Source organism: Asaia sp. A2, assembly GCF_057319415.1.
In genome coordinates this window covers 70,342-91,732 of sequence record NZ_JBXWTO010000002.1, presented here as the reverse complement: position 1 = coordinate 91,732, position 21,391 = coordinate 70,342, and the positions used below count along the sequence as shown (strand labels likewise).

General features: G+C 61.6%; 17 protein-coding genes. All 17 read left to right on the top strand.

The window, feature by feature from the left end; all coding sequences use genetic code 11:
* Positions 1-10: 10 nt before the first annotated feature.
* Complete coding sequence (rsmH, locus tag ACWNRM_RS02710) at positions 11-988, top strand: 16S rRNA (cytosine(1402)-N(4))-methyltransferase RsmH (protein WP_485169506.1); 978 nt, start codon at positions 11-13, stop codon at positions 986-988.
* The gene (gene ftsL, locus ACWNRM_RS02705; protein WP_485169390.1) at positions 985-1,989 is read left to right on the top strand and encodes a cell division protein FtsL; all 1,005 of its coding nucleotides are present in this window, start codon (positions 985-987) and stop codon (positions 1,987-1,989) included. The genes rsmH and ftsL overlap by 4 nt, the downstream gene beginning before the upstream one ends.
* 130 nt (positions 1,990-2,119) lie before the next feature.
* Positions 2,120-4,150 carry a peptidoglycan D,D-transpeptidase FtsI family protein gene (locus tag ACWNRM_RS02700; RefSeq protein WP_485169389.1) on the top strand — a complete coding sequence of 677 codons (2,031 nt, stop codon included), beginning with the start codon at positions 2,120-2,122 and terminating at the stop codon, positions 4,148-4,150.
* A 4-nt stretch (positions 4,151-4,154) separates the two neighbouring features.
* Positions 4,155-5,618 (top strand): UDP-N-acetylmuramoyl-L-alanyl-D-glutamate--2,6-diaminopimelate ligase, encoded by a 1,464-nt coding sequence (locus tag ACWNRM_RS02695; RefSeq protein WP_485169388.1) that lies wholly within the window; start codon positions 4,155-4,157, stop codon positions 5,616-5,618.
* Positions 5,615-6,991, top strand: coding sequence for a UDP-N-acetylmuramoyl-tripeptide--D-alanyl-D-alanine ligase (locus ACWNRM_RS02690; RefSeq protein ID WP_485169387.1), 1,377 nt, complete (start codon positions 5,615-5,617; stop codon positions 6,989-6,991). Before ACWNRM_RS02695 ends, ACWNRM_RS02690 begins: the two co-directional genes overlap by 4 nt.
* Positions 6,991-8,082 (top strand): phospho-N-acetylmuramoyl-pentapeptide-transferase, encoded by a 1,092-nt coding sequence (mraY, locus tag ACWNRM_RS02685; protein ID WP_023977565.1) that lies wholly within the window; start codon positions 6,991-6,993, stop codon positions 8,080-8,082. Before ACWNRM_RS02690 ends, mraY begins: the two co-directional genes overlap by 1 nt.
* Before the next feature lies 1 nt (position 8,083).
* The gene (murD, locus tag ACWNRM_RS02680) at positions 8,084-9,451 is read left to right on the top strand and encodes a UDP-N-acetylmuramoyl-L-alanine--D-glutamate ligase (protein ID WP_485169386.1); all 1,368 of its coding nucleotides are present in this window, start codon (positions 8,084-8,086) and stop codon (positions 9,449-9,451) included.
* A gap of 27 nt (positions 9,452-9,478) precedes the next feature.
* On the top strand, positions 9,479-10,672 hold the full coding sequence (locus tag ACWNRM_RS02675; protein ID WP_122039247.1) for an FtsW/RodA/SpoVE family cell cycle protein: 1,194 nt from the start codon (positions 9,479-9,481) through the stop codon (positions 10,670-10,672).
* A complete protein-coding gene (murG, locus tag ACWNRM_RS02670) occupies positions 10,669-11,784 on the top strand; it encodes an undecaprenyldiphospho-muramoylpentapeptide beta-N-acetylglucosaminyltransferase (RefSeq protein ID WP_485169385.1) in 1,116 nt (371 codons plus the stop codon). The genes ACWNRM_RS02675 and murG overlap by 4 nt, the downstream gene beginning before the upstream one ends.
* A 101-nt stretch (positions 11,785-11,885) precedes the next feature.
* The gene (gene murC, locus ACWNRM_RS02665; RefSeq protein WP_485169384.1) at positions 11,886-13,304 is read left to right on the top strand and encodes a UDP-N-acetylmuramate--L-alanine ligase; all 1,419 of its coding nucleotides are present in this window, start codon (positions 11,886-11,888) and stop codon (positions 13,302-13,304) included.
* The gene (gene murB / locus ACWNRM_RS02660; protein WP_485169383.1) at positions 13,301-14,212 is read left to right on the top strand and encodes a UDP-N-acetylmuramate dehydrogenase; all 912 of its coding nucleotides are present in this window, start codon (positions 13,301-13,303) and stop codon (positions 14,210-14,212) included. Before murC ends, murB begins: the two co-directional genes overlap by 4 nt.
* Positions 14,209-15,147, top strand: coding sequence for a D-alanine--D-alanine ligase (locus tag ACWNRM_RS02655; RefSeq protein ID WP_485169382.1), 939 nt, complete (start codon positions 14,209-14,211; stop codon positions 15,145-15,147). The genes murB and ACWNRM_RS02655 overlap by 4 nt, the downstream gene beginning before the upstream one ends.
* 35 nt (positions 15,148-15,182) lie before the next feature.
* Positions 15,183-16,229: a cell division protein FtsQ/DivIB gene (locus ACWNRM_RS02650; protein WP_485172143.1), complete on the top strand. Its 1,047-nt coding sequence runs from the start codon at positions 15,183-15,185 to the stop codon at positions 16,227-16,229.
* Positions 16,226-17,626: a cell division protein FtsA gene (gene ftsA, locus ACWNRM_RS02645; protein WP_485169380.1), complete on the top strand. Its 1,401-nt coding sequence runs from the start codon at positions 16,226-16,228 to the stop codon at positions 17,624-17,626. The genes ACWNRM_RS02650 and ftsA overlap by 4 nt, the downstream gene beginning before the upstream one ends.
* Before the next feature lie 83 nt (positions 17,627-17,709).
* Complete coding sequence (gene ftsZ, locus ACWNRM_RS02640) at positions 17,710-19,179, top strand: cell division protein FtsZ (protein WP_485169379.1); 1,470 nt, start codon at positions 17,710-17,712, stop codon at positions 19,177-19,179.
* Between the two features lie 168 nt (positions 19,180-19,347).
* Entirely contained in the window at positions 19,348-20,355 is a 1,008-nt protein-coding gene (lpxC, locus tag ACWNRM_RS02635; protein WP_485169378.1) for a UDP-3-O-acyl-N-acetylglucosamine deacetylase, read from the top strand.
* Positions 20,356-20,434: 79 nt separating this feature from the next.
* Positions 20,435-21,313: an outer membrane protein assembly factor BamD gene (locus tag ACWNRM_RS02630; RefSeq protein ID WP_485169377.1), complete on the top strand. Its 879-nt coding sequence runs from the start codon at positions 20,435-20,437 to the stop codon at positions 21,311-21,313.
* The last annotated feature ends 78 nt before the right edge of the window (positions 21,314-21,391 follow it).

Here is a 21,391-nt window from a genome sequence, read left to right as displayed (position 1 = left end):
GCCACTCGCCATGCTGACCCGCCACGACCCCGGCCATGTGCCCGTGATGCTGCCAGAGGTGCTCGATGCCCTCGCGCCACGTGATGGCGGACGCTATGTCGATGGCACGTTTGGCGGTGGCGGTTATACGCGCGGCATCTTCGCGCGTGCCGCCTGCACCATTTGGGGAATTGATCGCGACCCGACGGCTATTGCCCGTGCCGCCGACCTCGCCGCAGAGCTGGCTGCTCATGCGCCAGGGCGGGCGCTCGTGCCTGTCGAGGGCACATTCGGTGCCATGGCTGAACTTTTGACTGATGATGCGCCGTTCGATGGCATCGTGCTTGATATTGGCGTCTCATCGTATCAGCTCGACGAAGCCGAGCGCGGCTTTTCTTTCCGCCATGACGGTCCGCTTGACATGCGCATGTCCCGCGCTGGTCGCTCGGCAGCAGATCTGGTCAATGAAGCGGCTGAAGCCGAGCTGGCCGATATCATCTATCATTATGGCGAAGACCGCATGTCCCGCCGCATTGCCTCGGCTATCGTGCGTGCGCGTCAGGAAGAGCCGATCCGCACAACGGCCCGCCTTGCGGATATCGTGCGCAGCGTCGTGCGCCCTGACAAATCCGGCATCCATCCCGCCACGCGCAGCTTCCAGGCACTACGCATTGCCGTCAATGACGAGCTTGGCGAGCTACAACGCGCGCTGGACGAAGCCCCTGGCCTTCTGGACGAGGGCGGAAAGCTGGTTGTGGTGACCTTCCACTCCCTTGAGGATCGTCTCGTCAAGCGCGCCTTCGCGCAGGCTGCCGGACGGGTGAGCCGCCCGTCACGCCATGAACCCATGGCCGAGCGTTTCGTCACGCCCGACTATGTTCTGCCCCATACCCGCCCCGTTCTCGCCTCTGACGAGGAGATCGGACGCAACCCCCGCTCTCGCAGCGCCAAGCTGCGCAGCCTTCTCCGTACCGCACCATCAGCCTCTGTTAGGGGGTCTTCTTCATGATCCGGCCGTTTACTATTCTTTGCGCGCTTCTTGCTGGTGGTTCGGGGATGTTTCTTTACACCAAGAAGCATGAAACAACGGTTCTGGACCAGAACATTACATCGGTTGTCCAGAAAACCGAACGCGTGAGGCAGCAAACAGCCATGCTGCGCACGCAATGGGCCTTGCTGAACCAGCCGGATCGCCTGAGCGCCTTGTCAACGCGTTTTCTCGGCCAGCTTCATCCCATGGCACCTACGCAATATGTGCGTCTTGCCAGCATGATCGAAACGCTTCCCGCGCCCTCCACGCGTCCCGCTTTTCGTGACCCGCGCGAGAGCCTGAGCATTGCGGTCTCGCAGGCACCGGCGGCTCCTGCTGCTCGTATGCAAGAGCCCCCCGCAGCACCGGCTGTCAAGGTCAGCAGCCCCAAGGTACAGGCCCCACGTGACACTGCGGCTCTCATAGCCAGTGCCGAGCCTGCTCACCATCACGCGCCGGCGGTAACACCCTCTGCCGCCTCTACGGTGATGGCACCCCACGTCATGGTTGCGTCAGTGACGCCCCGCGTGGCCCCGCTGGCACGTCCTGCGCCTTCTGCGGCCCATGCGGTTCGTGTGCAGGGCACCTCGTCGCACCCGACCATCGAACTCGCGCAGGAAACCCCGCGCACCCATGTCGTATCTGACGAACTCGGCCAGACCAGCCATCACAAATCCCGCTACGGTGCCGTGGTTCATGCCTCGCCACGCGATGTCGGCGCGCATGACAGCGTAGCCCAGTCAGGCAGCAATTCTGACCTCGCTGTGCGTCTGGCCAGCTTCCGTGGCAATCGCCCGCAAGCGACCCCGGCAACGTCATGGCACAGCGCGCGCGGCGCCGTCTCTCACACCGCGCACACCAGTCATGACATTGCCATGCAGTCTCCAAAGCCGCATCATGTGCAGAGCGATTCCGGGTCTTCATCGGCGCTGGCAGGCTACGGCGATACCTTGCCGCCCCCGACCCCACTCGCCAACTGAGCGGATATGAAAGCGGCTGAGCATGGCTGGCAGGACACCCCCACCCTCTAACAGGTCGGGCCATAGCAGCGGCGCATCGTCTCGCGCCGAGGGAAAGACCACAAAGAGGGTTCGGGCCTCGCTCGACCAGATGCATACGCGACTGATCGGTGTCGGGCTCGGCTTCATGCTGCTTTTCAGCCTTGTCGCAGTCAAACTCAGCCTTGCCACCGTGTTCATGCCCATGGCGCCCGAGAAGCGCCAGATTGCCTCTCAAGTCCCGGAAATCCCCAAAAGTGACCCCAAGGGTCAGGTTGCCGGTGACTTCTCGCTTCCCGACGTGCATCGCGCCAGCATCGTTGACCGCAACGGCCAGACGCTTGCCCTGTCGCTGCCTGTGGCGCAGGTCTATGCGAACCCCATGGAACTGATCGACGCGGCAGACGCGGCGAAAAAGCTCAAGAGCGTACTTCCTCAACTGGATGAGGCCGAGACCACACGTCGCCTCTCACTGAAAAAGCAGTTTGTCTATATCGCGCGTGACATCTCGCCGGTGCAGGAAATTGCGATCAACAATCTCGGCATTCCCGGCATCTATTTCGAGGCCAGCGAGCGGCGTCATTATCCGCTGGGGCGCACCGCTGCACAGATTTTGGGCGGCGTGGACATTGATGATCATGGCGTAGCCGGTGTCGAACGCTACTTCAACGAGCGCCTGAACAAGGATCGCACCCCTCTGCGCCTGTCGCTTGATGTACGTATCCAGGCCGTGGCGCGTGAAGTGACCCAGGCGGCAATGGACGAGTTTCAGGCCATCGGCGCGGCTGCCATTGTCATGGATGTGAACACAGGCGAGATCATCTCCATGGTCAGCCTGCCTGATTATGATGCCAATGAATTCGGCCATGCGCCTGCCGATGCGCGCTTCAACCGCGCTGTCACGGGCATGTATGAGCCTGGCTCGACCTTCAAGCTGCAGACAGCGGCTATGGCCATCGAGTACGGCGTTGCCCATATCTGGGACCGCTTCTCGACTATTCCCATCCATATCGGCCGGTTCACCATCTCTGATATCAAGAGCGACCATTTCGCCCCCTGGCTGGCGTTGCCCGATGTTCTGGCAAAATCCTCCAACCCGGCGGCTGCGCATATCGCGCTCGATGTCGGTGCAAAAAGGCAGCAGGACTGGCTGCGCACGATGGGATTTTTCAACCGCGTACCTATCGAGCTGCCCGAGGCCGGGCGTCCGATTGTGCCCTCGTTAAGGAACTGGGGCATATCGACTGTCATGACGGTCGGGTTCGGTCACGGCGTTGCCGAGCCACCGCTTTCGATCGTGCGTGGCACGGCAGCGACAGTCAATGGCGGCATTCTCATCAAGCCGACCCTTATTGCCCGCGAGCAGGATGATGGCACCAAAGCAGCGACGGACCAGACACAGGAAACCACCTCACCTTTGCCAGCCGGCAATGCCGCATCTCAGGGTGGCGCGCTGAACACGGCCCCGGCAACCGGGCAACCCCCTCATGCACCTGTCGTCCCCGCTGCGTTCAAACCCGATGCCGACAACAGCAGCGATGCCCCTGCGCCGCCGCCCGCCCCGCAGGGGGATCGTGTCGTGTCAGAGGAAAATTCAAGGCTCATCCGCAAGATGCTGCGTCTTGACGTGACACAGGGTACGGCACGCAGCGCCGAGGTTCCGGGCTACTTCGTGGGCGGCAAGACCGGCACGGCAGAAAAGGTCGGCCCCAATGGCCGTTACCTCAAGCACGTCAATATTTCGGCCTTCACTTCTATCTTCCCAATGAATGCGCCGCGTTATGCCGTGTATGTCATGCTCGACTCTCCGCATCCTACGCCCAAGACACATGGCTTTGTGACCTCCGGCTGGAACGCGGCGCCAACCACCGGCAAGCTGATTGCGCGTATTGGCCCGATGCTTGGCCTGTTTCCAGACACGAAAAACGCCGCCCGTATCGACGCTGAGATGGCCATACCGCTTGAACCTGGCATTCCCGCCGGACGCCGCGCTCTCGGGCCGGGCAATGATCCTGGCGACCCGCGCATTGCCGCGCAGAAGGAAGCGGCCGAGAAGAAAGCTGCCAAGGCTGCCGAGAAAGCTGCGAGGCTCGCAGCCAAAGCTGCCGATCGCGCCGCGCACCACACTCCCGAACGAGGCTGAGCCCATGCGTCTTTCCGAGATCCTGAAGCGGGCCGGACTAACGGTCCCGCCCCTTGTCGCTGACCCCGAAATTCATGGTATCACGGCAGATAGTCGTGCGGTACAGCCGGGTATGATCTTTGCCGCCCTGCCCGGCGTTGCTGTCGACGGGGCGACGTTCATCCCGCAGGCTCTCGCACAAGGTGCCTCGGCCCTGCTGGCCTCAGACGCGATCACCCCCGCTTTTTCCGTGCCCTGCGTCTCATCGCCCTCGCCTCGCCATGCGCTGGCGCTCATGGCCGCCGTCCTTGCCGGGCCCCAGCCAACCCATATCGCTGCAGTGACGGGAACAAACGGCAAGAGCAGCACGGCAGATTTCCTGCGTCAGCTCTGGTCCATGAGCGGTAATCCGGCTGCCAGTATCGGCACGCTGGGGCTGATCAGCGACATCCCGGTCGAGGCCCCGCCGCCGCTTACGACGCCCGACGCCGTCTCGATGGCTCAGACGCTTGCCCAGCTCAAAGCCGCAGGGATCGACCATGTCGCGCTGGAGGCCTCGTCTCACGGTCTCGATCAGCATCGCCTGGATGGCGTGCATCTCGGTGCGGGCGGGTTCTGCAATCTGACGCGCGACCATCTCGATTATCACGGGACGATGGACGCCTATCGCACCGCCAAGCTGCGCCTTTTTGCCGACCTGCTGCCCGAAGGGGCCATTGCCGCCTTCAACGCGGATATGGATGCGCGAACTGTCACCGCGCTGCGCGATCTGGCGCAGGCACGACGCCTCAAGCCGCGCAGCGTGGGCGAACAGGGTGAGACGATCCGCCTGCTGAATGCCACCCCATTGCCGCATGGTCAGATTGTCTCCCTCGCCCTGTTCGGGGAGAAACTGCCCGACGTCACTATCGGGCTGACGGGCCGCTTCCAGATCGACAACGTGCTTCTGGCGGCGTCGATGATCTGGGCGCAGGACGATCAGGCGCGAGGTGTTCTCGACCTCATCTCCCGTCTGCAAGGCGTACGCGGTCGTGCCGAACTGGCCGTGACACTGGACAATGGTGCCGGCGTCTATGTCGATTATGCCCACACCCCCGATGCGCTGGATCATCTGCTGCACAGCCTGCGCCCTCATGCACAGAACCGCCTGATTGTCGTCTTCGGTGCCGGTGGCGATCGTGACCGGGGCAAGCGCCCGCTCATGGGTGGCATCGCCGCGAAACTGGCCGATCTGGCGATCGTGACGGATGACAACCCCCGCAGCGAGGACCCCGCCTCGATCCGTGCCGCCATCCGTGCCGCATGTCCTGATGCTCTGGAAATCGGGGACAGACGCGCGGCCATTGCCGCTGCCCTGTCCGAAGCCAGACCGGGTGATGTGGTGGTCGTGGCAGGCAAGGGCCATGAAAGTGGACAGACCGTGGCTGGTGTCACGACCCCGTTTGACGACCGTTCGGTGATCCGCGAACTGGCCGGGGTGCCGGCATGACACCGATCTGGACCGGCGCCGAGCTTCGTGAGGCCACATCAGGGCAGCTCATTGCCGATGTCGCCGTGACCGGTATCTCCATTGATACCCGTACGCTCAAGCCGGGCGACCTGTTCATCGCCCTCGTGGGCGATACCAGCGACGGCCACGCCCATATCGCGACTGCATTGGAGAAAGGCGCGGCCTGCGTCATGGTTCACAGTGCGTCAGGCAGCGACGACCCGCGGTTGCTGCATGTGCAGGACACCATGCAGGGGCTACGTGCCCTGGCACAGGCCGCACGGGCGCGTTTCACCGGTGTCATGATTGGCATAACGGGGTCAGTCGGCAAGACCACGACCAAGAACATGCTGCATTGCGCCCTTTCGGCGCTCGGGCCGACCCATGCGGCAGTCGCCTCCTACAACAACCACTGGGGTGTCCCCCTGACGCTCGCCCGTATGCCGCGCGACGCTGCATTCTGCGTGGCCGAGATCGGCATGAACCATCGTGGCGAGATCGCTCCACTGGCCGGAATGGTGCGCCCCGATGCAGCCGTCATCACCACCATAGGCAGCTCGCATCTGGGCTATATGGGGAGTGTCGAGTCCATTGCAGAAGAAAAATCCGACCTGATCCGCGCCCTGAGTGACGCTGGCGTGGCGCTCGTTCCCGACGATACGGGTCTGGACGCCGTTTTCACAGGCGCTGCGGGACAGGCCGGGTGCCGACTGGCCCGTGTCGGTCTGGGCGAGAATGCCGATTATCGTCTGATCGGGGTGCAGACCGCGCCAGAAGGCTCGCAATTCACACTCGGTTGTCGTGATGGGATGAGTTATGCGGTGGCGCTCGCAGCACCGGGGGCCCATCTCGTGCGCAACGCAGGCATGGCCCTTGCGACCCTTCAGGCGCTCGGCCTGCCTCTTGCCCCCCCCATAGCGGCTCTGGCTGCGTGGCGCCCCGGCGCGGGGCGTGGCCAGATTCAGCCTATCTTGGCCGGTCAGGCTGCCCTGCTGGATGAGAGCTACAACGCCTCGGTTCTCTCCATCCGTGCAGCGTTGGAGACGCTCTCTCTCGTGCCGGGCCAGCGAAAAATCGCCGTTCTGGGTGATATCCGCGAACTCGGTGACTTTGCCGAGTCAGAGCATCTCTCACTCGTGCCGGATGTCACAGCGAACGCCGATCTGGTTTTTTGCTGCTGTCCGCACATGCGCCATGTTTTTGACGCTCTTCCCGAAGAAAAGCGTGGCGTCTGGCAACCAGACGCGGCATCTCTCGCCCCCTTCGTCCAATCGAATCTGAAAGCCGGTGACGTGGTTCTCGTAAAAGGCAGTCTTGGCAGTCGCATGCGCGACATTGTCACCTCTCTTCTCGCAGGGGGCGTGCAGGCCTGATGCTGTATAATCTTATCGCCATCCACGACACGACTCATGGCGGCTTCTTTAATCTGTTCCATTACCTGACATTCCGCTCAGGCGGCGCATGCCTGACGGCTTTCGTCATTTCGCTGGTTTTTGGACGTCCCTTCATTGCGCAGCTCAAGCGTATCCAGCGCGAGGGGCAGCCCATTCGCACGCTCGGCCCGGAACGCCATATCCTTGAAAAAGCCGGCACCCCCACGATGGGTGGTATGCTCATCCTGATCGCGCTTTTTGCCTCCACCCTGCTCTGGGCCGATCTCACGAACGGCTTCGTCTGGGCTGTCATGTTCGTGACAGCCGCTTTCGGCGCTGTCGGGTTTGCGGATGACTATCTCAAGCTCTCGCGTCGCAACACGGCAGGCGTATCCAAGCGGGCCCGATTGGGGAGCGAATTCGCCGCCTCGCTGATTGCCGGCTACTGGATGGAAAGCCTGATGCCACCCGAACTGCGCAATATGGTGGCCTTTCCGTTCGTGAAAGACTTCCTGCTGCCGCTCGGCTTTGCCTTTCCCCTTTTTGCCATGCTCACCATGACCGGGTTCGGCAATGCGGTAAACTTCACCGACGGCCTCGACGGGCTCGCCATTGTGCCCGTCGTGATCGCTTCGCTGGTTTTCGCGCTGATCGCCTATCTGGTGGGCAATCGCGTTTTCGCCGATTATCTGCAGCTTCACCTTGTCCCCGGCACCGGCGAGCTTGCGGTTTTCTGCGCGGCGCTTATCGGCGCAGGGCTCGGCTTTCTCTGGTTCAATGCGACCCCGGCCGATGTGTTCATGGGCGATACGGGCTCACTCTCGTTGGGTGGCGCTCTGGGCGCCGTCGCGGTGGCGGTCAAGCATGAGCTGGTACTTTGCATCGTGGGCGGGCTTTTCGTGGTCGAGACGCTCTCGGTTGTCATTCAAGTGTTCTGGTACAAGCGCACAAAAAAGCGCGTCTTTCTGATGGCCCCGCTGCATCATCACTTCGAAAAAAAGGGGTGGCAGGAGCCCAAGATCGTCATCCGGTTCTGGATCGTGTCCATCCTGCTCGGCCTGGCTGGCCTTGCCACGTTGAAGCTGCGCTGAGATGACGGGTCGCTCCTTCCCCTCCGATCTGTTTGCCGGGTCGCGCTTTGCTGTGGTCGGCCTCGGCCGCAATGGCCACGCTGTCGTCGAGGCCCTGCTTGGCATGGGGGCAGAAGTTCAGGCCTGGGATGACAAATCACCCCCGGCCCCTGATGCTTATGGGGCGCAAGGCGAAAATAGCCGCTTTACCGCAGCCCCTCTGGACGACCTGACCGGGTTCGAGGCGCTGATCCTCTCACCAGGCATCCCTCACAGGCTTCCGAGCCCTCACCCCGTTGCCTTAAAGGCACGTGAGGCTGGCATCCCCATTCTGTCCGATGCCGAGATGCTCTATCGTGCGGTGCGCAAGGCAGGCTCGAGGGCCCGTTTTGCCTCGATCACCGGGACGAACGGCAAGTCCACGACGACCGCCCTGCTCGCCCATATGCTGGATAAGGCCGGAGTGCCTGTTCTGGCAGGGGGCAATCTCGGTACGGCCTCGCTTGCCTTGCCGCTCCTGCCGGATGACGGCGTGTATGTCATCGAGATGTCGTCTTATATGCTGGAGCGTCTGGACCAGTATCGTGCTGCGACAGCCTGCCTGCTCAATCTGACGCCGGATCATCTAGACCGTCACGGGGATATGGCGGGCTATGCCGCAGCCAAACGCCACGTTTTCGATAACATGACCCCGGATGATCTCGCTGTAGTGGGCGTAGACGACACCTACACCCGCGCCGAGGCATCAACGCTGATTGCCAACGGCCTGAACGTCGTCACGATCTCGGTTGATGATGAAACGCTTGTCGCACCGGTTGCCCAAGCCCTTGATTCAGCGCCCGCCCTGCCCGGCGCCCATAATCTGCAGAATGCTCTCGTGGCACGGGCGATGGCGAAGCATCTTGGGCTGGACGACCGCGCCATTGAAACCGGCCTGACAACCTATCTGGGCCTGCCGCATCGTCAGGCGCTGGCGGGCGTCATTGATGGTATCCGCTTCATCAATGACAGCAAGGCGACCAACGCCGAAGCCGCCGAAAAGGCGCTGCTCTGCTATGACAGGGTCATCTGGATTGCGGGGGGTACGGCCAAATCCGGCGGGATCGAAGCACTGGCACCGCTATTCGGTCGGATTGCCAAGGCGCTTCTGATCGGCCGCGACGCGCCCCTCCTGCAGACCACTCTGCAGGCCCACGGGGTTGCCACTGAAATCAGCCAGACGCTCGATGTTGCGACGTCGGCGGCGCTGGAGGCGGCCCGCGCGCTCGATGTGCCGGTTGTTCTGCTGTCGCCAGCATGTGCAAGCTTTGACCAGTTTACGAGTTTTGAAGCGCGCGGCGCGTCTTTTATCGATATCCTGACTCGCCTCAGCGATTCAGAAACGCCCTGATCCGAAGGGCCGAGGGGTTAGGGAAACATGGCAGGGCTTTCACGTGTCGATACGTCCCGTATAGGGCGCTGGTGGCGCAATGTGGATCGCGTCACCTTGTGCTGCGTCGGGGTGCTGATTGCTTTTGGCTATGTCCTGATGCTGGCCGCCAGCCCTGCCGTCGCCGTGCGCATTGGCGCCTCACGCGAGATGTTCATCCTCAAACAGGTGATCTTCCTGCTTCTGGCGGGCGGGGTCGTGCTGCTTGTCTCCGGCCTGTCGCGTGAGGCGGTCAAACGCCTCGCGCTCATCGGCGGTGTCATTGCGTTGGCGGCCACTTTCATGACGCTCGTTCATGGCGTCGAGATCAAGGGCGCACGGCGCTGGATTGCGCTGCCCATGATGTCGGTCCAGCCCTCCGAATTCCTCAAGCCGTTCTTCGCAGTGGTGACGGGCTGGCTGCTTGCCGAGCAGAGGCGGCGGGTCATTTTCGGCTCGGTTCGTTTCCCCGGCATGCTCATCGCCTTCGGTTGTTTCGGGCTGATCCTGCTGCTGCTGAAGTCACAGCCTGATATCGGCATGTTGTCGGTCATCACGATGGTCTTTTTCATCCAGCTTTTCGTGAATGGCCTGCCCATCATTTTTGTTGGCGCTGGCGTGGGGGCCATGATCGCGGCGTTTGCGGGCGCCTATGTGGCGTTTCCTCATGTGCGCTCGCGTGTGGAACGCTTCCTGCACCCCAATGTGGGCGATCATTACCAGATCGACACCGCGCTGCGTGCCTTCGGCAATGGCGGCATGATGGGGCGTGGTCCCGGTGAAGGCCGGGTGAAGGATCTGCTGCCAGACGCTCATGCAGATTTCGTCTTTGCTGTGGCTGGCGAGGAGTACGGGCTGTTCATCTGCCTGTTCATCATCCTGATCTTCACCGTCATCGTGGTGCGCACACTGCTCAAACTCATGCGCGAGAGCGACCCGTTCGTGATCACGGCCGCGTCGGGGCTGGTTGCCGGGTTCGGGCTGCAGGCCTTCATCAATATGGGCTCGACCCTGCATCTGATTCCCACCAAGGGCATGACGCTGCCCCTCATTTCCTATGGTGGCTCCTCGGCCATCTCCATCGCCCTGACCCTTGGCATGGTGCTGGCCCTGACACGCCATCAGGTTTCGGCCAGCCCCATCAGCTCGCACTATGCCGGTCAGGGGCACTGGACGTCGCTTCGTGAAGGATCCAATTCGTGAAAAGCCCCATCGTGATTGCTGCCGGTGGCACAGGCGGCCACTTCTTTCCCGCCGAGGCGCTCGCGACCGAACTTGCGGCACGCGGGCATGATCTGGTGCTGATGACCGATAAGCGCGCCGGTAAAAGAACAAGCGGCATCTTTCAGGACAGGCCACAATATGTGCTCGATGGCACTGGTGTGGCTGGCAAGGGCATCGCTGCCAAGCTCCGCGGTGTGACGTCGCTTCTGCGCGGTGCCTGGGAGGCCCGCAGCCTGCATAGACAGATCGCGCCCGTCGCCGTGATCGGCTTTGGCGGCTATCCTTCCGTGCCCCCCATTCTGGGCAGTCGTTTCCTTACCGGCGGACGCAAGCCGATTGTGATCCTTCATGAAGGCAATGCCGTGCTCGGGCAGGCCAATGCCCTGCTGGCCCGTTTCGCCAGTGCCATCGCGACATCCTTCCCCACCGTCGCCCGTCTGCCTCTGGGGCTGCGCACGGCCCTGACCGGCATGCCGGTGCGGCCCGCCATCGAGGCGCTGCTCGATGAGCCCTATACCCCGCCCGAAGAAGCAATCAATCTCCTGATCTGGGGTGGGTCATTGGGCGCCAAAGTGTTCTCGACCACCATGCCCGCCGCGCTTGCCCAGTTACCTTCAGGGTTCCGTGCCCGGCTGCGCGTGACGCAGCAGGTGCATGAGAAGGACATTGCCGAAACACGCGCCGCCTACGAGGCCGCAGGAATTGAGTGCACACTGGCGCCGTTTTTCAGTGATGTCGCCACATTACTGCGGCAGGCGCATCTGGTGATCGGGCGTGCCGGAGGCTCCTCTGTGGCAGAGCTTACCATTGCGGGTCGTCCGTCGATTCTCGTCCCCCTGCCCATTGCTGCGTCAGACGAACAGGGCGCCAATGCTACACAGCTTGTCGATGCTGGTGGTGCCTGGATGTTCCGCCAGAAGGACTTCACCCCCGAGACGATATCGGCCTTTCTAGCCACCTTGCTGAATGACCCCGAACGTCTGGCGATGGCGGCAAAGGCCGCACGCGGTTTTGCCCATCCGCACAGCGCCAGACTGCTGGCCGACCTTGTCGAAGCCCGCATTTCGGACTACCGCTCCCCTGCTTCATGACAGGCAAAGTCTTCGCCCACATCCGTCGCTAACCTGTCTCCGTTTTTCTGTCCTTACCCCGATCTTCCTGTTTTTTCGCAGTTACTCTGAAAGCCTGGTTCATGCGCGCACTCCCCCTTTCCATCGGAACCATCCATTTCGTCGGCATTGGCGGGATTGGGATGTCAGGAATTGCCGAGGTGCTGCATATGCTCGGCTACAAGGTTCAGGGGTCGGATATCAGCGAAAACGCCAATGTGCTGCGTCTGCGCAAGCTCGGTATTGTCGTCGCGATCGGCCATGACGAGGGCAATCTGGGCACGGCTCAGGTTGTGGTCACCTCAACGGCCGTAAAGAAGGACAATCCCGAGGTTCTGGCGGCGCGTGCACGGCTGATCCCCGTTGTGCGTCGTGCCGAAATGCTGGCCGAGCTCATGCGCCTGCGCTGGGCGGTGGCGATTGGCGGCACCCATGGCAAGACAACCACCACAAGTCTTGTGGCCTGCGTGCTCGAACAGGCCAAACTCGACCCGACCGTGATTAATGGCGGCATCATCGAGGCTTACGGCACCAACACCCGCATGGGGTCGGGTGACTGGATGGTGGTCGAGGCCGATGAGAGCGATGGCTCCTTCCTGCGTCTGCCTGCGGTCATCGCTGTGGTCACCAACATGGACCCCGAACATCTGGACCACTGGGGCACGGCAGAGGCCATGCAGGCGGCCTATGATCAGTTCGTGTCCAACATTCCGTTCTACGGTTTTGCCGTGCTGTGCATCGATCATCCTGCTGTACAGCAGATGATCCCGCGCCTGTCGGACCATCGTATCGTGACCTATGGCTTCAGCCCGCAGGCCGATATCCGCGCTGACAAACTGATCACCGACCGCCTGGGTGCCACGTTTGAGGTGGTAATCACCAACCGCACGCGAAAGACCACGCGTCGCGCCGGACCGTTTCGCCTGCCCATGCTGGGCCAGCACAACGTGCTCAACGCACTTGCTGCCATCGCCGTCGCCAGCGAGATGGATATCAGTGACGAAACCATTCGCCTTGCGCTCGCCGGGTTCCGCGGCGTCAAGCGTCGTTTCACGCGTTGCGGTGATTTCAATGGCATCACGGTCATTGATGATTACGGTCATCATCCGGTCGAGATTGCTGCCGTGCTGCGGGCCGCCCGTCAGGCTGGCGCACGCGACGTGATTGCCGTGGTGCAGCCGCATCGCTATTCGCGCCTTCAGGCCCTGTTCAGCGATTTCTGCACCTGCATGAATGACGCAGGAACGGTGATCGTGACCGATGTCTATGCTGCCGGTGAAGCGCCGATCGAGGGCGTCAGCCGCGACACACTGATCGAGGGACTGCGTGCGAGCGGCCATCGCTCCGTGGTGCCATTGCCCGGCCCCGAGCATCTGGCCGAGATGATCAACGCCATCGCCAAGCCGGGTGACTTCGTTGTGTGCCTCGGCGCGGGCACCATTACCAACTGGGCCCATGCGCTGCCGGGTCAGCTTGCCGCGCTCAATGGCAAGGCATCATGAGCACGAAGCTGCATCAGCTCTCGCCGCGTGGCCGGTTGAGTTTCGACGCCCCGCTCGGCCCGCGCGCCTGGTTTCGCACGGGCGGTAATGCCGAAGCCCTTTTTGTGCCCAAGGATGTGCAGGACCTGACCGACACACTGGCGGCCCTCCCCAAAGGGGTTCCGGTCACGGTGCTTGGCGCCTGTTCCAATGTCATCATCCGCGATGGCGGGATCGAGGGGCTTGTGGTCCGTATGGCGGGTGGTTTCGCCGATATCGTGATCGAACCCGATGGTCTCGTGGCCGGTGCTGCAGCCCTCGACATGATCGTAGCCGAGCAGGCTGCCGCAGCGGGTCTGACCGGGCTGGAATTCCTGGCCGGAATTCCCGGCTCCATTGGCGGGGCGGTGGTCATGAATGCCGGCGCTTATGGCTCTGACATCAATGCCGTACTCAACTGGGCCGAAATCCTCCTGCCCGACGGGACGATCACGCGTCTGGGCAATGCCGCGCTGGCCTTCAGCTATCGTCATGCCAGCCTGCCGGAGGGGGCCATCGTGCTAAGGGCACGGCTGCGAGCCCAGCCGGGCGACCGCGAACAGATCCGCACCCATATCGCGGGCATCAAGGCCGCCCGCGAGGCCTCGCAACCGGTCAAGGCCCGCACGGGCGGCTCGACCTTCCGCAATCCTGACGGCCACAAGGCCTGGCAGCTGATTGACGACGCCGGATGCCGTGGCCTCACGCGGGGTGGCGCGCAGGTGAGCGAAAAGCACTGTAATTTCCTGCTCAATCTCGGCACGGCCACAAGCCGCGATTTGGAAGATCTGGGTGACGAAGTCCGTGCGCGCGTCCTTGCCCAAAGCGGCATTGCCCTGCATTGGGAAATCAAGCGCCTTGGAAAACCGTCATCGGGAGAACAGCCATGAGTCTGAAGATCGCCGTCCTTCAGGGAGGTATTTCCAGCGAACGGCCCGTCAGTCTGCGTAGTGGCGCGGGCGTTGCACAGGCTCTCGTTGAAGCCGGTCATGATGTTGTCAGTGTCGATGCTGGCCCCGATCTGACCGAAACAATCCGTGCCCTGCGCGCCGCAGCACCAGATGTCGTGTTCAATGCGCTGCATGGCCCGCTGGGTGAAGATGGTGCCATTCAGGGCGTTCTGGAGTGGCTGGGCCTGACCTACACCCATTCCTCCATACGGGCTTCCTCGCTCGCCATGGACAAGGAAGCCTCGCGTCGCGTGTTTGCCGCGGCCGGTCTGCCCGTCGCCGAAGGGCGGGTGGTGACGATGGACGAACTCGCTGCGGCCGATCCTTTGCCTACGCCCTATGTGGTCAAGCCCATCGCCGAAGGATCATCATTCGGGGTCGAGATTGTCCGGACCGGCAGCAACCGCCGTCAGGCCATTGCCGCGAACTGGACCTTTGGCCGCGAGGCGCTGGTCGAGGAATATATCCCGGGTCGCGAACTCACTGTGGCGGTACTGGGTGACCGGGCACTGACCGTGACTGATATCGTGGCGGCGTCTCCCACAGGCGATTTCTACGATTTCGACGCGAAATACGCACCCGGTGGTTCCGTGCATCACGTGCCAGCGCAAGTGCCCGAAGCCATTTTCACCCAGGCCTTGCGCGTGGCCGAGAACGCCCATCGTGCGCTGGGCTGCTCGGGTGCCTCGCGTGCCGATTTCCGCTATGATGAGGAAACGTCCCGTCTGATCCTGCTGGAAGTCAATACTCAGCCTGGCATGACCGCGACCTCTCTCCTGCCGGAACAGGCCGCCTATTGTGGCATTTCCTACCCGGAGCTCTGCGACTGGATCGTACGTGATGCCCTCACCACGCGGGGCAAACAGGGCAGATGAGAAATCGGCGGCCGGAACCTCCGTATCGCGGACCCGTGCAGCAGGACAGACCCGCGCGTCTTGTGCTGTTCATGCGCCGCCACAAGCGGGGCCTGCGCGTATTTCTGGCCTTCCTTTTTCTGCTGATCGTAGCAGGGGTTGCCGCGTCGTTTCTTCGCCTTTCGGCTTCCGAGACCCGTTTTGCGCCCTATCGCGCGAAGCTCGTTCAGTACTTGCCATTCCAGATCAAGACGATCCGGGTCGAGGGGCGCAACCTCACGCCGGAAGACGATCTGATGCGGGCTCTCGGCACCTCGGTCGGCAAGCCGATTTTCGGATTTTCGGTCTCGGCGGCGCGTGATCGCATCGACACCCTGCCCTTTATCGATCATGCGACGGTCGAACGGCATATGCCCGATACAATCGTCATCAAGATCACCGAACGCAGCCCGGTGGCCGTCTGGCAGGACCATGGGCAGTTCATCCTGATCAACCGCGCTGGAGAGCGCGTGCCGGATCAGGGGCTTGAGGGCAAAAACGGCCAGGCCTTCATCAAGCTGCCACTTGTTGTTGGCGAGGGCGCAAACCTTGCGGCCTCCACGCTGGTCGATGCGCTGACAGCCAATCCATCGGTCAAGGAGTTCGTCGTAGCGGCCGTACGCGTCGGGCAGCGTCGCTGGAACCTGACCCTGCGCGATGGGGCAACCGTCCTGCTGCCGGAAGGGCAGGAACAGGCAGCGCTTGCGCGTCTTGCGCAATATCAGGGTCAGTTCCGCCTGCTGGAGCGCCCGGTCGTTTCGATCGATATGCGCCTGCCGGATCGTATGGTCATTCACCAGCCCCCCGCTTCGGTTGCCGATCCGAACGCCCCGCAGGATTCGCCGAATACCAACCAGGGCAAGGAACCCGGCTCTGACGCTTCCCGCCCCGCTAATGGCACGCCCGTCAGGAGTGGCGGACAAGCAGGATCTGCGCAGAGATCAGGTCCTGGAAGTGCCGGAAATCCGCCTCAATCGACGCACAAACCGGGCCATGCTGCTACCCAACGCGGCCATGACAGCCAAGCCCCTTCCTCCGCAGATGGAGCCTCGACCGAAGAATGAACGACCTCGTGGCCACAGACCCGGACTCACCGCGCAAGAGGCGCCGACGGACAGTGCGTAGCCGCGCGCTCCTGCCGGTCAGCACAGGGCAGCGACATCACGAACGCTCGGAGGACCATATCCTGGCCCTGCCCCCGGCGGATGAACCTGCCATGCCCAGACACTGGCGTGTGGGCGTCTTCGGTGTGCTGGACATCGGCTCGACCAAGATGACCTGCCTCATCGGACGTGGCGAGGCTGATGGCACGTTGCGCGTGCTCGGCTATGGCTGGCGTCGCTCACGCGGCATACGCAATGGTAATATCGTCGATCTGAAAGAGGCTGAGCAGGCCATACGCGCCACAGTCGGCCAGGCTGAAGATGCGGCCGACCGTCGCCTCGACAATATCGCTGTCAACCTCTCCTGCGGTCATCCCGAGAGCCGTCTGTTCAATGCGCGTATGCCCATCGGCGGGCACGGAGTCAGCGAGAGCGATATGGCCCGTGTGGTAGCGGAAGGCCAGGCGCGTGCGTTTACCGAGGGCCGCACCGTTATCCACACCCTGCCCATCGGTTATGCGGTGGATGACACCTATGGCATTGTCGATCCCCGAGGCCAGGTCTGTGAACAGCTTACGGCACGGCTTCATGTTGTCGATGCAGCAACGACAGCCGTCCGTACGCTGGATTCGGTCCTCATGCGCTCCGAACTCAAGATGACAGGGCTTGTTTCTGCCTCTCTCGCTTCAGGCCTTTCGGTACTGGATGCAGACGAGCGTGAACTCGGCGCTACGGTGATCGACATGGGCGGTGGCACGACCTCGATTGCCGTGTTCGGTGACGGCATGCTGCGCCATACGGCCTTCCTGCCCGTCGGCGGATTGCACGTCACCCGTGACCTTGCGGGGATGCTCTCGACCTCACTGGACGAAGCCGAGCGCCTCAAGACCAAATACGGGGCCGCCGAACTCTCCGCCGAGGACAGCAGCGAGCTCATCACGCTCCAGAAAATCGGCGAGGCACCCGGCACGCTGACAACCGTCTCACGCGCGAGACTGGTTTCGGCCATCAGGCCGCGCATTGAGGAAACGCTGGAACTCGTGCGCGACCGTCTGGACGACGCCGGATTCAGTCGAACTGGACGCGAACGCGTGGTGCTGACGGGAGGGGCCTCACTGCTTGATGGCGTCGGGCCGATGGCCGCGCGCATCCTTGATCGACCGGTGCGCCTTGGCCGTCCGCTCGGTATCGTCGGACTGCCGGAAATTGGTGCAAATTCTGCCGGATTCTCAACCGCTTCGGGTCTGCTCGCCTGGGTGGCTGGTGCAGATCGGAGTTTCCACGACGCCGATACGCCAGAAGCAAGACCTGGTGGCGTATTAAAGCGCCTCGTTCATTTCATTAGGGGTCGCACATGACTAAAAACTGACCTATTAAGGTGATGCTTTTCAGTCATTCTCCCTGAATTCGGGACTGATACCAGCCCTATCCGGATTACGCCATGACGCTCAATCTCACTGCCCCGCAATATAATTACTCTGATTTCTCTCCGCGCATCACCGTTATCGGCGTTGGTGGCGGTGGCATGAATGCCGTCAACAACATGATCGAGATGCAGTTGCAGGGCGTCGAATTCGTTGTGGCCAATACGGATGCGCAGGCTCTGGCGGGCTCACGCGCAGAACGCCGTGTGCAGCTTGGTCCTCATCTTACACAGGGCCTCGGTGCAGGCGCCAAGCCGGAAATTGGCAAGGCTGCTGCCGAGGAAGCCGCAGAGGAAATCAGCCGCCACATCGATGGCGCACACATGGTTTTCGTTACAGCCGGAATGGGTGGCGGCACTGGCACAGGCGCAGCACCCGTTATTGCCAAGATGGCGCGTGATCGCAAAATCCTTACAGTCGGCGTGGTCAGCACACCTTTCGGTTTTGAAGGCGCACGACGCAAGAAAGTGGCCGAGGCAGGCATTGCCGAGCTTCAGCAATATGTCGATACGCTGATCGTCATTCCGAATCAGAACCTGTTTCGCATGGCGACCATGCACACCACCTTGCGTGAAGCCTTCAAGATGGCTGACGAGGTGCTCTATATGGGTGTGCGCGGTGTGACCGATCTCATGCTGGCACCCGGGCTGATCAATCTCGACTTCGCCGATATCCGCACCGTCATGGCGGAGATGGGCAAGGCGATGATGGGTACGGGTGAAGCTGAAGGTGAGGATCGTGCACTCGAAGCTGCCAACCGTGCCATTTCCAACCCGCTTCTTGACGACTCGTCCATGTCGGGCGCACGCGGTCTGCTGATCAATATCACCGGTGGTGACGACCTGACCCTGTACGAAGTGGATCAGGCTGCCGAGCGTATCCGTCAGGAAGTAGCCGATGACGCCACGATCATCTGGGGTTCGGCTATTGATTCGTCGCTTAACGGGCGTATCCGCGTATCGGTCGTCGCGACAGGGATCGACGGCAGCCGCGCCCCTGAACCCGAGGCGATTCAACCGGCCGCCGAACCGGTGCCCGAAGCCGTCGTCGTACCTGACGGGGCAGAAATCGCGACTGGTACCAGCCAGCCGCCCTTCCAGCCTGCTTCTACCTATGCAAAGCAGCAGCCTCATTACGGGCTCGATACACAGCCCCCCGCCAACGCCGCCCCATCGCCTCATTCAGTTCCCCCGCAGGCGGCAAAGGCAACGCCACAGCACGCACCGTCTCCGCGATCGGGGCTGTTTTCAGAGCAAGGCCAGCGGCCGGCAGCCGAACCACAGTCACGCAGCCTGTTTGGCATCGTGACAGGTGCCCTGCGTGGCCGCCCTGCCGCGTCACCTCAGACACAGCATGATGAAGGTCCCCGTAACGAACCAACGGTTGTCGAACGGGCTGAGCCGTCGCGCCCTGTTGCCAGCCATGACAACAGCGAAGAAAATGGCTTGGATATCCCGGCATTTCTGCGTCGTGATCAAAACCGCTGAGCGAAAATGATACGTCATGCTCTGAGATTGAATTTTACGTTCAGTTTCAGAGCCTTAGAGCGTAATGTTTGGCAATAAACATTGACTGGTCTGTTTGCCCTGTCAGGGGGTAAAGCTTCCTGAGGGTCCAGAACATAACGTTTTGGTAATTCAGGGGAACGTCATTCCATGCAGATCACGGCCGAAACACCGTACAAAGCATTGATCGTGCCGCCCTCCACCTTCAAGAATACCCCGGATTTCCTGAGCCCTTTCGGCAATACCGCTCAGATCGCCATGCAGCAGACGCTTTCACAGCCCATAACCTGCGTCGGGGTGGGGCTTCATACCGGTCAGCAACTGCGGATGACGCTCAACCCTGCGCCCGCAGACCACGGCATCGTTTTTAGTAGAAGCGATCTTCCCGGTTCACAGCCAATCGCAGCGCTTTACGACAATGTCGTGTGCACCCGTCTCAGCACCGTCATCGCGTGTGCTGAGACGCCGGACGTGCGCATTGCCACCATCGAGCATCTCATGGCCGCGCTTCATGCCAATGGCATAGATAATGCCCTGATCGAGATAGACGGTCCGGAAACGCCGGTGCTCGATGGTTCCGCTACCGAATTCGACTTCCTTATCCAGTGTGCCGGAAAAGCCGGGCAGAACGTGCCGCGCAACGTGATCGAGGTTGTTCGTACCGTCCGTGTGGAAGACGAGAATGGTGCCTTTGCCGAACTGCGGCCCGCGCGGTCTGGCTTCGCGCTCGCCATGTCGATTGATTTTGCGGCTGAGGCGATTGGCCATCAGCGCCATGCCATGCCCCTCACCCTTGAGCGTTTTCGCCAGGAGGTCGGGTTCTGCCGCACGTTCGTTGAGCGCAAGGAAATTGAGACCCTCCAGAAAATGGGGCTGGCACGCGGCGGTTCGTTACACAATGCGATCGTTGTGGAAGATGACACGGTTCTCAATCCCTGCGGATTGCGCCATCCCAAGGAATTCGTGCGTCACAAGCTGATGGACGCCGTGGGAGACCTTTATCTGGCCGGTCACACCCTTAAAGCCGGCTTCATGGGCCATAAATCAGGTCATGGTCTGAACAACCGTCTGCTGCGATCGCTGTTTTCTTCAACCCAGAACTGGCGTCTCGCAGGCCAGAATGTGCGTGGCAGAAACGAAATACACGCCACAGCGTGAGAGAAACGATCTCGTACGCCCAGGACTTCCGCGAATGGTCAGGCGTGATATAAGACCATTCGTCAGTGGAAGAGTCGGCATGCACCAGAATACAGAACCTCACGTACCTCCTGCCTCGAAGCGCCATCGCGTTGTTAGCGTACTGATGGTCAGCAGCTTCGCGCTGTTAAGCAGTTGCTCGCTTTTTTCGAACAAGGAAGAGGTCAAGGCACCAAAGGTTGCCAGTGCCGAAACGCTGTATAATTACGGCATCGATGCGCTCCACTCCAAGCGCTACACACTGGCCAGTGGCGAATTTGAGCTGCTCCAGCAAAACTATCCCTATTCAGGCTATGTCGGTAATGCCGAGCTGATGGAAGGCTATGCCTATTACCTGCAGGGGGAATATGCGCTTTCGGTTCAGCAGCTTGAGCGCTATCTGCTGTTGCATCCCACCAGCCCTGACGCCGCCTATGCCTATTATCTGCGCGCTCTTTGCTATTACGAACAGATTGCCGAAGTGCAGCGTGACCAGCAGGGCACGATTGAGGCCCTGAACGCGCTTGAGGAAGTCGTGACACGCTTTCCGCAGACGGCCTATGCGCGCGACGCCCAGCTGAAGATCGACCTTTGCCGTGACCATCTTGCAGGCAAGGAAATGCTTGTCGGCCGCTACTACCAGCAGCAGCACAACTACGAGGCGGCCCTTGGCCGCTACCAGCGCGTCGTCAACGATTTCCAGACGACCAACCACGTCGCTGAAGCGCTCGAACGCATTGTCGAAGTCAGCCTTGAACTGGGCCTTGTTGACGAGGCGCGCAAATCGGCTTCGGTTCTGGGTTACAACTATCCCAACAGCCAATGGTATCGTTACAGCTACAATCTGCTGCGCTACCGCGATCTTTTGCCCGATCATAGCGTCGCACCGGGTAGCAAGCAGCGCGGTCTGTTCGGCCGCATGTGGCACTCGGTTTTCTGATCCGGACGAGACAGAGACGCTGGCGTAATCCACCGCCGCCAGCGATGTTTCCAGACTGACACATCAGGACCGCCTTGC

Excerpts from the sequence above, each read along its gene's own strand:
- rsmH (WP_485169506.1), top strand. The coding sequence starts at position 11 with ATGCTGACCCGCCACGACCCCGGCCATGTGCCCGTGATGCTGCCAGAG.
- ftsL (WP_485169390.1), top strand. The coding sequence starts at position 985 with ATGATCCGGCCGTTTACTATTCTTTGCGCGCTTCTTGCTGGTGGTTCG.
- ACWNRM_RS02700 (WP_485169389.1), top strand. The coding sequence starts at position 2,120 with ATGCATACGCGACTGATCGGTGTCGGGCTCGGCTTCATGCTGCTTTTC.
- ACWNRM_RS02695 (WP_485169388.1), top strand. The coding sequence starts at position 4,155 with ATGCGTCTTTCCGAGATCCTGAAGCGGGCCGGACTAACGGTCCCGCCC.
- ACWNRM_RS02690 (WP_485169387.1), top strand. The coding sequence starts at position 5,615 with ATGACACCGATCTGGACCGGCGCCGAGCTTCGTGAGGCCACATCAGGG.
- mraY (WP_023977565.1), top strand. The coding sequence starts at position 6,991 with ATGCTGTATAATCTTATCGCCATCCACGACACGACTCATGGCGGCTTC.
- murD (WP_485169386.1), top strand. The coding sequence starts at position 8,084 with ATGACGGGTCGCTCCTTCCCCTCCGATCTGTTTGCCGGGTCGCGCTTT.
- ACWNRM_RS02675 (WP_122039247.1), top strand. The coding sequence starts at position 9,479 with ATGGCAGGGCTTTCACGTGTCGATACGTCCCGTATAGGGCGCTGGTGG.
- murC (WP_485169384.1), top strand. The coding sequence starts at position 11,886 with ATGCGCGCACTCCCCCTTTCCATCGGAACCATCCATTTCGTCGGCATT.
- murB (WP_485169383.1), top strand. The coding sequence starts at position 13,301 with ATGAGCACGAAGCTGCATCAGCTCTCGCCGCGTGGCCGGTTGAGTTTC.
- ACWNRM_RS02655 (WP_485169382.1), top strand. The coding sequence starts at position 14,209 with ATGAGTCTGAAGATCGCCGTCCTTCAGGGAGGTATTTCCAGCGAACGG.
- ftsA (WP_485169380.1), top strand. The coding sequence starts at position 16,226 with ATGAACGACCTCGTGGCCACAGACCCGGACTCACCGCGCAAGAGGCGC.
- ftsZ (WP_485169379.1), top strand. The coding sequence starts at position 17,710 with ATGACGCTCAATCTCACTGCCCCGCAATATAATTACTCTGATTTCTCT.
- lpxC (WP_485169378.1), top strand. The coding sequence starts at position 19,348 with ATGCAGATCACGGCCGAAACACCGTACAAAGCATTGATCGTGCCGCCC.
- ACWNRM_RS02630 (WP_485169377.1), top strand. The coding sequence starts at position 20,435 with ATGCACCAGAATACAGAACCTCACGTACCTCCTGCCTCGAAGCGCCAT.